The 14,819-nt window shown below is 70.9% G+C and carries 10 protein-coding genes; 8 read left to right on the forward strand and 2 right to left on the reverse strand.

Features of this window, described 5'->3' with window-relative positions; genetic code table 11:
* Window positions 1-33: 33 nt before the first annotated feature.
* The 6 genes from QF037_RS04045 (at window position 34) to QF037_RS04070 (ending at window position 7,722) form a co-directional block, all read left to right on the forward strand.
* Window positions 34-1,545 carry a glycoside hydrolase family 43 protein gene (locus QF037_RS04045; RefSeq protein WP_307021862.1) on the forward strand — a complete coding sequence of 504 codons (1,512 nt, stop codon included), beginning with the start codon at window positions 34-36 and terminating at the stop codon, window positions 1,543-1,545.
* A gap of 34 nt (window positions 1,546-1,579) precedes the next feature.
* Window positions 1,580-3,334, forward strand: a complete 1,755-nt coding sequence (locus QF037_RS04050) for a cellulase family glycosylhydrolase (RefSeq protein WP_307021863.1) — start codon at window positions 1,580-1,582, stop codon at window positions 3,332-3,334.
* 158 nt (window positions 3,335-3,492) lie between these two features.
* The gene (locus tag QF037_RS04055; protein ID WP_307021865.1) at window positions 3,493-3,978 is read left to right on the forward strand and encodes a DUF5709 domain-containing protein; all 486 of its coding nucleotides are present in this window, start codon (window positions 3,493-3,495) and stop codon (window positions 3,976-3,978) included.
* A 61-nt stretch (window positions 3,979-4,039) separates the two neighbouring features.
* Window positions 4,040-4,600, forward strand: a complete 561-nt coding sequence (locus QF037_RS04060) for a 2Fe-2S iron-sulfur cluster-binding protein (protein WP_307021867.1) — start codon at window positions 4,040-4,042, stop codon at window positions 4,598-4,600.
* The gene (locus QF037_RS04065) at window positions 4,597-5,589 is read left to right on the forward strand and encodes an FAD binding domain-containing protein (RefSeq protein WP_307021869.1); all 993 of its coding nucleotides are present in this window, start codon (window positions 4,597-4,599) and stop codon (window positions 5,587-5,589) included. Before QF037_RS04060 ends, QF037_RS04065 begins: the two co-directional genes overlap by 4 nt.
* Window positions 5,590-5,625: 36 nt before the next feature.
* Entirely contained in the window at window positions 5,626-7,722 is a 2,097-nt protein-coding gene (locus tag QF037_RS04070) for a xanthine dehydrogenase family protein molybdopterin-binding subunit (protein WP_307021871.1), read from the forward strand.
* A 127-nt stretch (window positions 7,723-7,849) separates the two neighbouring features.
* Here the strand turns inward: QF037_RS04070 and QF037_RS04075 are convergent, their stop codons facing one another.
* Window positions 7,850-9,997, reverse strand: coding sequence for a beta-galactosidase (locus tag QF037_RS04075; RefSeq protein ID WP_307021873.1), 2,148 nt, complete (start codon window positions 9,995-9,997; stop codon window positions 7,850-7,852).
* A gap of 228 nt (window positions 9,998-10,225) precedes the next feature.
* On the opposite strand from QF037_RS04075, the gene QF037_RS04080 reads away from it, so the two are divergent.
* Together QF037_RS04080 and yicI are read left to right on the forward strand one after the other, a co-directional pair.
* The gene (locus tag QF037_RS04080; RefSeq protein WP_307021876.1) at window positions 10,226-11,614 is read left to right on the forward strand and encodes a GH1 family beta-glucosidase; all 1,389 of its coding nucleotides are present in this window, start codon (window positions 10,226-10,228) and stop codon (window positions 11,612-11,614) included.
* Window positions 11,611-13,893 carry an alpha-xylosidase gene (yicI, locus tag QF037_RS04085; RefSeq protein ID WP_307021878.1) on the forward strand — a complete coding sequence of 761 codons (2,283 nt, stop codon included), beginning with the start codon at window positions 11,611-11,613 and terminating at the stop codon, window positions 13,891-13,893. Before QF037_RS04080 ends, yicI begins: the two co-directional genes overlap by 4 nt.
* 32 nt (window positions 13,894-13,925) lie before the next feature.
* Here the strand turns inward: yicI and QF037_RS04090 are convergent, their stop codons facing one another.
* Entirely contained in the window at window positions 13,926-14,657 is a 732-nt protein-coding gene (locus tag QF037_RS04090) for a bacterial transcriptional activator domain-containing protein (RefSeq protein ID WP_307021880.1), read from the reverse strand.
* Between the last annotated feature and the right edge of the window lie 162 nt (window positions 14,658-14,819).

Genomic DNA, 14,819 nt, shown 5'->3' on the forward strand with positions numbered 1-14,819 from the left:
GCGACACGAACCGAACCGACGAGAGGACCTCGGGTGCCCCCTCTGCACCAGCCGCACGAACGCCCCACGAACCCCGTGATCCCTGGCTTCCACCCCGACCCCAGCGTCTGCCGCGTCGGCGACGACTACTACCTCGCCTGCTCCAGCTTCGAGTACTTCCCCGGCGTACCCCTCTTCCACAGCCGTGACCTGGTGCACTGGACACCGATCGGGCACGCCCTGGACCGGCCGGAGCAACTGCCTCTGGCGGAGGCTTCGTCCTCGGGCGGGATCTACGCCCCTACCCTGCGCCACCACGACGGCCGCTTCTGGCTGATGGTCACCAACTGCAGCGAGGGCGGCGGCAATCTGATCGTCACGGCCACCGACCCCGCCGGACCGTGGTCGGACCCCGTCTGGGCGCCCGGTGTCCCCGGCATCGACCCCGACCTGGTCTGGGACGAGGACGGCACCTGCTGGTGCACGGTCGCCGGAGTCTCACAGGTCCGTATCGACCCGTCCACCGGACAGACGTACGGCACACCGCACAGCCTCTGGTCCGGCAGGCCCGGCACCAAAGCACCGGAGGCCCCGCACCTGTACCGGATCGGCGAGTACTGGTACCTGCTCATCGCCGAGGGCGGCACCGAGCGCTGCCACGGCGTCTCGATCGCCCGCGGCCGTACGCCCGCCGGTCCGTTCGAGCCGTGTCCGGACAACCCGATCCTCACTCACCGCGGCACCGACCACCCCGTCCAGAACACCGGGCACGCCGACCTGGTCCAGGGCCCCGACGGCTCCTGGTGGATGGTGCTGCTCGGCGTCCGCCCGGGCGGCGGCACGCCGGGCTGGCACGTTCTCGGGCGGGAGACCTTCCTGGCCCCCGTGACCTGGGTGGACGACTGGCCGGTCGTCGGCGAGGTCGCCCTGGATTTGCCCGAGCTTCCGTGGCCGCTTTATCCCGGCCCTGTCGAGGAGCAGCGGGACGACTTCGAGCTCGCCGGACTGCGACCGTCCTGGATCTCCGTGCGCGACCGGCCCGCCGAACACTGCACCACCAAGGCGCGTCCCGGTTGGCTGACGCTCCGGGCACGGGGCAGTTCCCTGGACGAACCCGACGTGGTGTTCACCGGCAGGCGCCAGCAGCACCCGGCGTGCCGGGCACGCACGCTGGTCGATGCCGCGGAGGGCAGCGGCGGCCTCGCCGTCCGGCTCGACGAGCGGCACCACTACGCGATCGAGGTGTCCGGCACGCAGGTCCACGTGACCGCGCGCGTCGGCTCGTTGCGGACAGTCGTCGCCACGCACCCCGTGCCCGCCGGGCCGGTGATCCTCGGCGTCACGATCACGGCCCCGCCGCCTCCGCACGGACCGTGCACCGGACCCGACGTCGTCTCCCTCGGTGTCGAGCAGCCCGACTGCACGTTCACCGAACTCGCGGCCCTCGACGGCCGCTACCTGTCGACCGAGGTCGCCGGCGGCTTCACCGGCCGGGTCATCGGCATGTACGCCGCGCAGGACACCGTCCACTTCGACTGGTTCGACTACGCGCCCCTCAAGGGCTGAACCGCCGCACAGACACGACCGAAAGGAACGACGCGTGAAGCCGATACGGCAACCCGCACACCACCGCGGCCGCGGCCCAGGCGCCCTGGCGGCTCTGCTGCTGAGCCTGGTCGTCATGTTGGGGCTGACCGGCGGCACCGCGCTGGCCGCGCCCGACGGCACGGACAAGGCGTCGGCGTCGGCGATCAGAGTTCCGGCTTCCGCCATGGAGGCCGTCGCGAAGATGCAGCCCAGCTGGAACCTGGGCAACACCCTGGACGCGATACCCAATGAGGATTCCTGGGGCAATGGGCAGACCAGCAAAGCGACGTTCGAGAAGATCGCCAAGGACGGGTTCCGCAGCGTCCGCATCCCGGTGACCTGGAGCGATCACCAGTCCGCCACCGCGCCGTACACCGTCGACGCCACCTACATGGCCCGCGTCAAGCAGCTCGCCGACTGGGCGCAGGACAGCGGCCTGTACGTCGTGCTCAACGTCCACCACGACTCGTGGATGTGGGTCTCGAAGATGTCCACCGACCACGACAACGTGGTCGCCCGCTTCAACGCCACCTGGAAGCAGATCGCCGCGGCGTTCCGCAACGAGCCGCGCTCCCTGCTCTTCGAGGGCATCAACGAGCCGCAGTTCGACAACGCCACGCCCGCGCAGAAGACCGAGTTCCTGAGCGAACTCCAGCTCTCCTTCCACTCGATCGTCCGCTCCTCGGGCGGCGGGAACGCGAACCGTATGTTGTCGCTGACCACGCAGTTCGGCAGTAGCGACCAGGCCCTCATGGATGACCTGTTCAAGACGATCTCCTCGCTGAACGACCGTCAGCTCGTGGCGCAGGTGCACTTCTACAGCTGGTACCCGTTCAGCGTGAACGTCGCGGGCGGCACTCGCTACGACGACGTCGCGCAGAAGAACCTGGAGGACTCGTTCGCCGCCATGCACCGCACCTTCGTCGCCGAGGGCATCCCGCTCTACATCGGCGAGTACGGTCTGCTCGAGTACCCCAATCACTTCCACCCCTCCCGCGTCGAGCGCGGCGAGGCGCTGAAGTACTACGAGCACGTGGGCTACGGAGCGCGCAGGTACGGCCTCACCACCGCCCTGTGGGACCCGTTCTCGTACCTGAACCGCGACACCCTCGAGTGGCGTGACCCGGCCCTGTTCGCCGCTATCAAGTCGAGCTGGACCACCCGCTCGGGCACGGCCTCCTTCGACAAGGTCTTCGTGCCGAAGTCCAGTCCGGTCGCCGCCCAGTCGCTCACCCTCAGCCTCAACGGCACGTCCTTCCGTGGGGTGTGGCAGGGCGAGACCCGACTGCTCCCGGGACGGGACTACACCGTCTCCGGCAGCACGCTGACCTTCACCGCCAAGGCGCTGACCCGCCTGGTCGGCAACCGCGCATACGGCGTCAACTCGACGCTCCAGGCCCGGTTCACCCGTGGGGTGCCCTGGAGCATCGACATCGTCACCAACGACGTTCCGGTGCTGTCGGACGCCACCGGGACGCCGGAATCGTTCACGGTTCCCTCCCAGTACCGGGGCAACGACCTGGCGACGATGCACGCCACGTACGCCGACGGCGGCAACGCGGGCCCGACCGACTGGACGCCGTACCAGGAGTTCAACAAGGCGTTCTCGCCCGACTACGCGAACGGGACGATCATCCTGACGCCCGAGTTCCTCAAGACGCTCCGCGACGGGGAACCGGCGACGCTGGTCTTCCACTTCTACAGCGGCGCCAAGGTCACCTACCACGTCACCAGGTCCGGAAGCTCGGTCACCGGCACAGTCTCCTGACCGGCCACCCCTTTCAGCCTGGCCGCCCGCTCCCCCGGGCGGCCGGGCCGGCGCTTACCAGTCCCCGGACGCCTCCCCGGTGTGCCGGAAGGTGTGGATGGGGTCAGCCTGGATACGCGGACCCAAGAGCCTGGATCCATCCGGAAGGTATGTGCGCCATGGGAAGCCAGAACGACGATGTCATGGGTGACGAGGTCTACCAGCCCCAAGGCACCGACGACCGTGAGGACGAGGGCGCCCTGGATCCGGAGGACACGCTCAGTGACCGGGGCAGCGACCCCTACGACGAAGGCTGGTCGCCCCCGGAGCGTCCGCTCGCCGTGGATCATCAGGGCACCACCGGTCGTGAGCAGCTCGAGGGCGAGAGTCTGGACCAGAGGCTGGCCGAGGAGCGTACGGATCCGGCGCTGGAGGAGCCAGGCGCGGACGATCTCGTAGGGGACCTGTCGGGCGGGCAGGGGGATCCGCTGGACGCGGAGGTGGGTGCGGACCGGGCGGGCCGCCTCGTGGCTCCGGACGAAGGCGCGCGCGAGGACGCCGAGAAGGACATGATCGCCGACGACATCGGCATCGGCGGCGGCGCGGCCTCCGCGGAAGAGGCCGCCGTCCACCGTGTCCCGGACGAGGACGACATCTTGCCGTAGCTCTCGTGCCCCCCTTTTCCGAACGCCGTGTCCCCACGGCCTTTACGTACGGGAGGTCTCTATGGATTCCGACGCCGCGCGCGCTACCTCCGCCTCACCCGGCAGCCACCACTCGGACGTCACTCTGCGGGTGAACGGCAAGCCGCACACGCTCACCGTCGACCACCGTTCCGTTCTGCTGGACGTGCTGCGTGAGGACCTCGACCTCATCGGCGCCAAAAAGGGCTGTGACCACGGCCAGTGCGGCGCCTGCACGGTCCTGGTCGACGGCCGCCGTGCCAACAGCTGCCTGCTGCCCGCCGTCGCCCTCGACGGCGGCGACATCACGACCGTCGAAGGAGTCTCGGGGGACGGCGAGGACCTCCATCCGCTCCAGCGCGCCTTCCTGGACCGCGACGCCTTTCAGTGCGGCTACTGCACCCCGGGACAGATCTGCAGTGCCCTGGGCGCGGTCGCCGAGGCGGCGGCCGGCCATCCCTCCCACGTCACCGACCCCGCCGTCCCCTCCGGGCAGCCCGTACCGCTGGGCGCGGACGAGATCCGTGAGCGGCTCAGCGGCAACCTCTGCCGCTGCGGCGCCTACCCGCACATCGTCGAAGCCGTCCAGGACGTGATCTCGTGAAGCCCTTCGGATACATCCGCGCGGGCAGCGCCGAGGAGGCGGCCGACGCCTACGCCTCGCATCCCGGCGCGCGGTATCTCGGCGGCGGCACCAATCTCGTCGATCTGATGAAGCTCGGCGTGGAAGAGCCGACCACCCTCGTCGACGTCAGCCGGCTGCCCCTGGACTCGGTGGAGGCGCTGCCCGACGGCGGGCTGCGGATCGGGGCCACCGTCCGCAACAGCGACCTCGCGGCCCACCCTCTGGTCCGTGACCGCTACCCGGTGCTCTCACAGGCGCTGCTCGCAGGCGCCTCCGGACAACTGCGCAACATCGCCACCACGGGCGGCAACCTTCTCCAGCGCACCCGCTGCCCCTATTTCCAGGACACCGGCAAACCCTGCAACAAACGCGAGCCCGGCAGCGGCTGCGGCGCCCGGGACGGCGTCCATCGCGACCACGCGGTGCTCGGGCATTCGCCGCAGTGCGTCGCCACGCATCCCTCCGACATGGCCGTGGCCCTGTCCGCCCTCGACGCACGCGTCGAGTTGTACGGGACCGACGGCGAACGCTCCGTGCCCGCCGCCGAGTTCCATCGGCTGCCCGGTGACCACCCTGAGCGTGACACCGAGATCCGCCCCGGCGAACTCATCACCGCGGTCGTCCTGCCGGCCGCCGCGGCCGGGCTGCCGTCGCTCTATCGCAAGGCCCGCGACCGCGCCTCGTACGCCTTCGCCCTCGCCTCCGTCGCCGTGGTCCTGCACACCGGCGACGGCGTCGTCCAGCACGCCGGGATCGCTTTCGGCGCGCTGGCCCACCGGCCCTGGCGCGCCCGGCGCGCGGAGGAAGCCCTGCTGGGCGCCGCTCCCACGATGGCCGCCTTCGAGCGTGCCGTGGACCTCGAACTCGCCGCCGCCCAGCCCCTGCGCGACAACGCGTACAAAGTGCGTCTGGCCCGCAATCTCGCCCTCGACGTCCTGACCAGGCTGGCGCCGCCGACCGACACCTGACAGCCGACTCGCCACTGGCAGCCCCAGGAGGACTCCATGGCCGACACCGACACCGCGCTGGGCGCGCCCGCCGAGCGGCGGGAGGGCCGTGACAAGGTCACCGGCATGGCCCGTTATGCCGCCGAACACACCGTCTCCGGCCGGGTCCACGCGTGGCCCGTGGCTGCCGCCGTCGCAAGTGGTGCGGTCCGCGCGATCGACACCGGCGAGGCCCTGCGGCTCCCCGGGGTCCTGACCGTACTCACCCACGAGAACGCTCCCCAACTCGCCGACCCCGACGACCCCACCCTCGCCGTCCTGCAGAACTCCCGGGTACCGTACCGCGGTTGGCCGGTCGCCCTGGTCGTCGCCGAGACGCTGGAAGCGGCCCGGTCCGGTGCCGCGGCGGTGCGTGTCGAGTACGCCGCAGGGGACCATGACGTGACGCTCACCGAGAACCATCCGGGAGCGTACGTCCCCGACGAGGCCAACGGCGGCTACCCGGCACAGCGGGAACAGGGCGATCCCGAGGGCGCGTTCGCGTCCGCCGCGGTCCGCGTCGACGCCGGCTACCGGGTGCCGCCGCTGCACAACCACCCCATGGAACCGCACGCGGCCACCGCCCGCTGGGACGACGGCCGGCTCGTCGTGCACGACTCGAGCCAGGGTGCCACGGTCGTACGAGCCACACTCGCCGCGCTGTTCCGGCTTCCCGAGGACCGGGTCACCGTCATGTCCGAGCATGTCGGCGGCGGCTTCGGGTCCAAGGGGACCCCACGCCCCCACGTGGTGCTCGCCGCGATGGCGGCACGGCAGACCGGACGCCCTGTCACCGTCGCCCTGCCCCGCCGCCTCCTGCCCGCCCTCGTCGGCCATCGCGCGCCCACCCTGCACCGCCTCCGCCTCGGCGCCACCGAACAGGGCTCCCTCACCTCGCTCCGGCACGAGGTCACCACCCACACATCCCGCATCAAGGAGTTCGTCGAACAGGCAGCCGTGCCCGCCCGCATCATGTACGCCGCGCCGAACAGCCGCACCGGCCACCGCGTCGTACCGCTGGACGTTCCCAGCCCTTCCTGGATGCGTGCGCCCGGCGAGGCACCGGGCATGTACGCCCTGGAGTCGGCCATGGACGAACTCGCCGTGGCACTCGGGATGGACCCCGTCGAGCTGCGCATCGCGAACGAGCCGGACACCGAACCGGACAGCGGCAAACCGTTCAGCAGCCGGCATCTCGTCGAGTGTCTGCGTGAGGGCGCCCGGCGCTTCGACTGGTCGCAGCGGGATCCGCGGCCGGGCACCCGTTCCGCGGGTCCCCTGCTGCTGGGATCGGGGGTGGCGGCCGCGATGTATCCCGTGCTGATCCAGCCCTCCACCGCGACCGCTCAGGCGCGGCCGGACGGAAGCTTCGTCGTACGGGTCAACGCGACCGACATCGGCACCGGTGCCCGCACGGTCCTCGCGCAGGTCGCCGCCGATGCCCTTGGCGTCCCGCTGGAGCGGGTCCGTACCGAGATCGGGAACAGTGACCTGCCGTCGGCTTCACTGGCCGGCGGTTCCTCGGGTACCGCGTCATGGGGATGGGCGGTCCACCAGGCGTGCACACGGTTGCGCGCGGCTCTCGCGGAACACACGGGACCCCTGCCCGAGCCGGGTCTCACCGCGAGCGCCGACACAGAAGGCAGCGCGGATGCCGACAGCGACTACTCGCGGCACGCCTTCGGCGCCCACTTCGCCGAGGTCACCGTCGACACGGTCACCGGGGAGGTCCGGGTCCGCCGCCTGTTGGGCGTGTACGCGGCGGGGCGCATACTCAACGCCCGTACCGCCCGCTCTCAGTTCATCGGCGGCATGACGATGGGCTTGGGCATGGCCCTGACCGAGGGCAGCACCATGGACGCCGCGTTCGGGGACTTCACCGAGGCGGACCTGGCCGCCTACCACGTACCCGCCCATGCCGACGTGCCCGCCGTCGAGGCCCACTGGATCGACGAGGACGACCCCCATCTCAATCCGATGGGCAGCAAGGGCATCGGCGAGATCGGGATCGTGGGCACGGCCGCGGCCATCGGCAACGCCGTCCACCACGCCACCGGCGTCCGGTACCGCGAACTGCCCCTGACGCCGGACCGCGTGCTGGCCGGTCTCCCGTAGTTCCGTTCATTGCGCGGTGAGCGGAGATACGCGTTCGCGTACGACGTGGCGCAGGGACGTCAGCGGGGGGCACCCGGCCGCTACGAGCTCCTCGTCGGAGCGTGGAACCGGCATCCGGGGGCCAATGTCACCGCTCCCGCGCTGCGGATCCCGGTGCGGCGGCGAGGACGCGGACATCCCAGGCACCGAGCCGCACGGGCGTACCGGCCGGGAGCACGCTGCCGTCCAGGGCGTCGGTCAGGTCCACCGGGGCCTGGGCGGTGGCCGGCTGCCAGTTCCAGTTGTGCACGACATGGACGCGCCGGCCATCGGGGGCGGTGCCGGTGGCGACGGTGACCGAGTCCGGCAGGTCCTGCCAGCCGCTGCGCGGGGAGGGCGCGAGCCATGCGGCGAGCGCGCGGGCCAGGCTGCGGCCGGGCACGGTGCCCACGCATGTGACGCGGCCCGCGCCGTGGCGGCGGGTGGTGACGGCGGGCCAGCGCCCGAAGTGCGGGTGGTCGTACTCGGCCAGCACGTCGGCGTCCTCGACGGCCAGGCCCTCCACCCAACGGGTGGCCACCGCGTCTCCCGGCAGCTGGAGCGGGCTGTCCGGTGCGGTGCGCAGCGGCAGGTCGGCGTGCAGGTTGCTGAACTCGTCGTACCGGACGCCCGCGGCCCGCACCAGTCGCGCCGGTGTCACCTCGTGGCGGGCCCGCGCCTCATGGTCGCCGTAGCCGGTGCGGGGACCGAGGACGAGGTGGCCGCCCGCCTCCGCGTAGGCGCCGAGCCAGTCCAGCGTCCCGTCGTCGGCCACGTACAGCCCCGGCGCGATGAGCACGGCGTGCCGCTCGGCTGCCAACTCCGGTGCGACGCCAGGTCGTTCACCGCTCGGGTCGTGCAACTGACGGGTGTGCAGGATGCGTACCTGCCGTCCCGCCTCGAACGCACCCCGGTAGAACGGTTCGAAGATCCCCTCGTACGCGTGCGCGTCCGGACCACCGTCCGGGTCCGCCAGCGGCGGGTACCTGCGCATCAGCCACTTGCTCGGCGCCGAGTACACCATCGCGATATCCGCGTCCGGTGCGAGCCCGGCGACCAGGTCTCCGACACGCTCGAACTCGGCGCCCAGCCGGGCGAGTTCGCGGTAGACACGCCCCGGCCGTCCGCTGTGCGGGAGGACTCCGCCCCAGTACGTCTCGGTGCCGAAGTGCAGCGTGTGCCAGTGCCAGTACTCGATCATGCGGGCTCCGCGCGCGACCAGGGCCCACGCGGCCTGCCGCCACTGCCCGTCGAAGGCGGGACGGTTGTCCGAAGTTCCGCCGATGGCCTGGGCGTTGGTCTCCGTGATCAGGAACGGCTCCTGGCGCGAGGAGTAGATCCGGTCGGCGCTGTGGTGCAGCGCCCACGCCCCGTACGCCATCCACTGCCCCGGCAGCTTCTCGTACGGCGGCTCCGGCATGGTGAGGCTGTCCTGCATGTCGTAGTACGGGTTGCCCGCGGTGACGTCCAGGCTGTCGGTGAGCTCGTCGTCCTCCAGGCCGGGAGAGCCGTAGGCGAGGCACGTGGTGACGAACTGGCCGGGCCGCGCGTACTCGCGCACGATGTCGGCCTGCCACGTGATGAACTCGGTGGTCTGCCGCGCCTCGAACGCCTGCCAGGCCAGGTCGTACTGGGGCTGGGCATTGCCCTCCGGCTTCCACAGGTCCGCCCAGGTGCTCAGCCGGTGCGACCAGTACGTCAGCCCCCACTCGCGGTTGAGGTTCTCGACATCGCCGTAGCGCTGCCGCAGATCGTCCACGAACCGCTGGAAGACGCCGTGGTTGTGCGCGATCCGCGTGCCGGGCTCGTTGTCCACCTGGAAGCCGATGACGGCGGGGTGCGAGGCGTACCGGGCGACGATCCGGCGGATCATGCGCTCCGCGTGGAAGCGGAACGCGGGGTGGGTGTAGTCCACCTCCTGACGGCCGCCCCACGCGGCGCGGCGCCCGGCGGCGTCCTCAGCGGCGATCTCCGGGTACTGCCGGGCGAGCCAGGGCGGCACCGCGTACGTCGGAGTGCCGAGGACGACGGAGATGCCGCGTTCGTGGGCGCCGTCGAGGACGGGTTGCAGCCAGTCCAGTTCGAACCGGCCGTTCTCCGGTTCCCAGGTGGACCAGACCGACTCACCGACGCGGATGACGGTGAACTTCGCCTCCGCCATGAGATCGAGGTCGGCCTTGAGCCGCTCGTAGGGCTGGTACTCGTGGTAGTAGGCGGCGCCGAACAGGACGCGCGCGGGCAGATCAGCAGCAGTCATGCGAAGCCCTTGGGAGACGTGGGAATCCCGGCGGCCGGGACGAGGACGCAGAGCAGTCGAAGCGCTTCAATCGATGATGAAAGCTAGTGAGGAATTTCGGACGAAACAAGGGGACGTAGTCGAGGAATCCCTCTTCCTTGGCAGGGCATTGACATGACATCTTGGACGGTGACAGCGTCGAAGCGCTTCACCAACTGACCCTTCTCCTTCTTGTGGAGGTGTCCCTTCGTGGGTGCTTTCCTCCCCGCCGGCTTCCGTTTCGGAGCCGCGACCGCCGCCTACCAGATCGAGGGGGCCCACGACCAGGACGGCCGCGGCCCTTCCATCTGGGACACCTTCAGCCACACCCCCGGCCGCACCCTCGGCGGCGCCACCGGCGACACCGCCTGCGACCACTACCACCGCTACCGCGAGGACATCGGCCTGCTGCGCGGGCTGGGCGTGGACGGCTACCGGTTCTCGATCGCCTGGCCCCGCCTGTTGCCCGAGGGCACCGGGCCGGTCAACGCCAAGGGCCTGGATTTCTACGACCGGCTGATCGACGAGCTGCTGGCCGCCGGTGTCGCACCCGCCGTCACCCTCTATCACTGGGACCTGCCCCAGGCCCTGGAAGACCGCGGTGGCTGGCGCGTCAGGCAGACCGCCGAGGCCTTCGCGCAGTACGCGGCCCTCGCCGCCGAGCGTTACGGGGACCGGGTGGAACGCTGGATCACCCTCAACGAGCCCTACTGCTCCGCCTTCGTCGGCTACGCCGAGGGACGGCACGCACCCGGCGCCCAAGAGGGCCGCGGCGCGCTGGCCGCCGCTCACCACCTGCTGGTCGCCCACGGCCTCGCCGTACCCGCGCTGCGCGCCGCGGGCGCACGGGAGATCGGCATCACCCTCAACCTCGACCGCATCCACGCCGCCTCCGACCGCCCCGAGGACCGCGCCGCCCTGCGCCGCGCCGAGACCCTGCACAACGACATCTGGACGGAACCGCTCCTCGCCGGCCGCTACCCCCTCCATGAGGCCGAGACCTGGGCCGGGCTCGCCGACGGCCCCTGGCGGCTGCCCGGCGACCTGGACCTGATCGGCGCCCCGCTCGACTTCCTGGGCATCAACTTCTACCGGCCCCTCACCGTGACCGACGCGCCCCATCAGGTGGCCGACCCCGAGCAGCGCACCGCCGTGGACGTGGGCGTCGCCGAACTGGACCCGTACGGCACCCGGCACACCACCATGGGCTGGCCGGTCGTGCCGTCCGCGTTCACGGAACTGCTCCGTGACCTCGACGCCCGCTACCCGCACCTGCCGCCGATCTGGATCACCGAGAACGGCTCCGCGGAGGCCGACACGGTCTCACCCGACGGCCACGTCCACGACCCCGACCGCATCCGCTACCTGACCGACCACCTCGCCGCCGTGGCCGGCGCCATCGCCGCCGGCGTCGACGTACGCGGCTACTACACCTGGTCGCTGCTCGACAACTTCGAGTGGGCGCGCGGCTACGACCAGCGCTTCGGCCTGGTCCACATCGACTACGACACCCAGGACCGCACCCCCAAGGACAGCTACCACTGGTACCGGGGCCTGATCACCGCGCACCGCGCGCGGACGGAGGAAGCTGCCCGATGAAGTTCACGGACGGTTACTGGCTGATGCGTCCGGGCTGCACCGCCCGCTATGCGGCCGAGGTCGCCGACGTCCGCGCCGACGACCACCGGCTGACCCTGTACGCACCCGTCAAGCACGTGAGCCGGCGCGGGCAGACCCTCAACAGCCCGCTGCTGACCGTGGAGTGCTGGTCCCCGGCCGAGGGGATCATCGGCGTACGGACCACCCACCATGCCGGATCGGTGCGCCGGGGACCGGAGTTCGCGCTGTCCGGTGCCGATGCGGAGGCCGGCAAGGTGCACCAGGACGGCGCGGTACTGGAGCTGACGTCCGGTGAACTGACGCTGCGGGTGGACACGGAGCAGCCGTGGCGGCTGGAGTTCACCGCCGGCGGACGCGTCCTGACGTCCGCCGGTGAGCGCGGCACCGGTTTCGTCACCGACGCCGAGGGCCGTCACCACATGGTCGGCCAACTCGCCCTGGACGTGGGGGAACTGGTCTACGGGCTGGGTGAGCGATTCACCCCGTTCGTCAAGAACGGGCAGACGGTGGACATCTGGCAGGCCGACGGCGGCACCAGCAGCGAACAGGCGTACAAGAACATCCCCTTCCATCTGACCAACCGTGGGTACGGCGTCTTCGTGAACCACCCCGGCAAGGTCAGTTACGAGGTCGGCTCGGAGAGCGTCGGACAGGTCCAGTTCAGCGTCGAGGACCAGTCGCTGGAGTACTTCATCGTCTACGGTCCGACGCCGAAGCAGGTCCTGGAGCGCTACACCACGCTCACCGGCCGCCCGGCGCTGCCGCCCGCCTGGGCCCTGGGCCTGTGGCTGACCACGTCGTTCACGACCGACTACGACGAGGCCACGGTGGGCCGTTTCATCGACGGCATGGCCGAGCGCGGCATCCCCCTGAGCGTCTTCCACTTCGACTGCTTCTGGATGCGCGGCTACCAGTGGTGCGACTTCGCCTGGGACTCCGACACCTTCCCCGACCCGGCCGGCATGCTGAGCAGGCTCCGGCAGCAGGGGCTGCGGGTCTCCGTCTGGATCAATCCGTACATCGCGCAGAAGTCGGCGCTGTTCGAGGAGGGCATGCGCGAGGGCTACCTGGTCCGGCGCCCGGACGGCAGCGTGTGGCAGTGGGATCTGTGGCAGCCCGGCATGGCCCTGGTGGACTTCACCAACCCGGCCGCGCGCGACTGGTACACCGGCAAACTGAAGACACTGCTCGACCAGGGCGTGGACTGCTTCAAGACCGACTTCGGCGAGCGCATCCCCACCGACGTCGTCTGGCACGACGGCTCCGACCCCGAGCGGATGCACAACTACTACACCCACCTCTTCAACGAGGCCGTCTTCGAACTGCTGCGCGCCGAGCGGGGCGAGGGCGAGGCGCTGCTGTTCGCCCGCTCCGCCACGGCGGGCGGCCAGCAGTACCCGGTCCACTGGGGCGGCGACTGCGAGTCCCACTTCAGAGCCATGGCCGAGTCGCTGCGCGGCGGACTTTCTCTCGGTCTGTCCGGCTTCGGTTTCTGGAGCCATGACATCGGCGGCTTCGAGGGCACCCCGACCCCGGCCGTGTTCAAGCGCTGGGTGCAGTTCGGGCTGCTCTCCTCGCACAGCCGTCTGCACGGCAGCAAGTCGTACCGCGTGCCGTGGGACTACGGCGAGGAAGCCGTCGACGTCACCCGCGAGTTCACCCTGCTCAAGCACCGCCTCGCCCCGTACCTCCAGCGCGCCGCGCAGCAGGCGCACACCACCGGTGTCCCGGTGATGCGCGCCATGGTGCTGGAGTTCCCCGACGACCCGGCCGCCGCCTCCGTCGACCGGCAGTACATGCTCGGCGACGATCTGCTCGTCGCCCCGGTCTTCACCGACGACGGCACCGTCGAGTACTACGTGCCCGAAGGCACCTGGACCAATGTGCTGACGGGCACTCAGGTCACCGGCCCCCGCTGGGCCCGTGAGCAGCACGACTTCCACACCCTGCCGCTGCTGGCCCGCCCGGACTCGGTCATCGCGCTGGGCGCCGACGACCAGCATCCGGTCTCCGCCTGGGCGGACGGCGTCGAGCTGCGCGTGCATGCCTTCGCCGACGGCGCCGAGCAGACCGTGGTGATCCCCAGCACCGACGGCCCCGGTGAAACGGCGCGCTTCCACCTGCGCCGCCGGGGCGACCGCCTGCACGTGAGCACCGACAGCCCGCACGCGTGGCAGCTGCGGATCGGTGGCCCGAGCGCCACCGCGCACTCCTGGCCCGCCGGCACACGGGAGGCGGAGTTGCCGTATCCGGCCTGACCTCGACTGACAGGACGCAACGCCCTCGATCCCTACCGTTGCAGCTGCTTGAGCAGCTTGCGGGTGCTGGAAGAGGGGGTCGCGTCGATCTGGGCCAGTGCTGTCTCGCAGCCCTGGAAGGCCGTGAGGACTCCGTCGTCGTCGCCCAGCGCGTTCGCCGCACGCATCCATATGCGCCAGGCCACCTCGCGGAACGGGTCGATCGCGGTTGCCTGTTCGCACAGGCGGACGGCGTCGCCGTACTGGTGCAGTTGCAGAGCGAGGTCGGCCGCCGACGAGAGGGCGTCGGCGGCTTGCCGCGACAGTGCCCGACGCCGCTCTTCGACCCACTGCGAGGTGCGGTCCGGTAGGTAGTCGCCTTCGTTGCGGGCAAGCACTGCCTCGATTGCCGCCAGCCTTGCCCGGCCGGCCAGCCGGTAGGTATGCGCGAGGTCGGCATCCATCAGCAGCGACTGACACCCTCGTGCCAACTCGGCGGCGAGGGACAGCCTGTTGTCGCGGGCGAACAGGGCCTCCAGGGTGCGGGGGCGATCGGCGGCGTGGCCGGGTCTGCTGCTCAGGTACGAGAGCAGTTCCAGGCGCTTGCTGATGCGCAGGCGGGCCTCGACGCCGTCGACGATCAGGGCGTGGCGCCCGAACTCGGTGACCGTCACCGCCGTGGCAGCGGAGACGGGGGCGCCGACCGCGAGACTGTCCAGCCACGCGTCTGCGGGTGACGGCGGGCCCGGGGCGGCCGCGCTGTGCCGGTGGAACAGGATGGACATGCATCCCGTGGTGGTGTCGACCGCGACCGGCGTGTAGCGCCGGAAGGCGGTCGGAATGCGGGACGCAGCCCCTGGACCGCGGGTCTTGTCGGCGGAGGCACGCCCAGCTGCCGGCCCTGCCCAGGGCCGGCACAGCGTGACCTTTCGTTGGGTGTAGTGGAG

The organism is Streptomyces canus (assembly GCF_030815415.1).
Lineage (GTDB): Bacteria > Actinomycetota > Actinomycetes > Streptomycetales > Streptomycetaceae > Streptomyces > Streptomyces canus_F.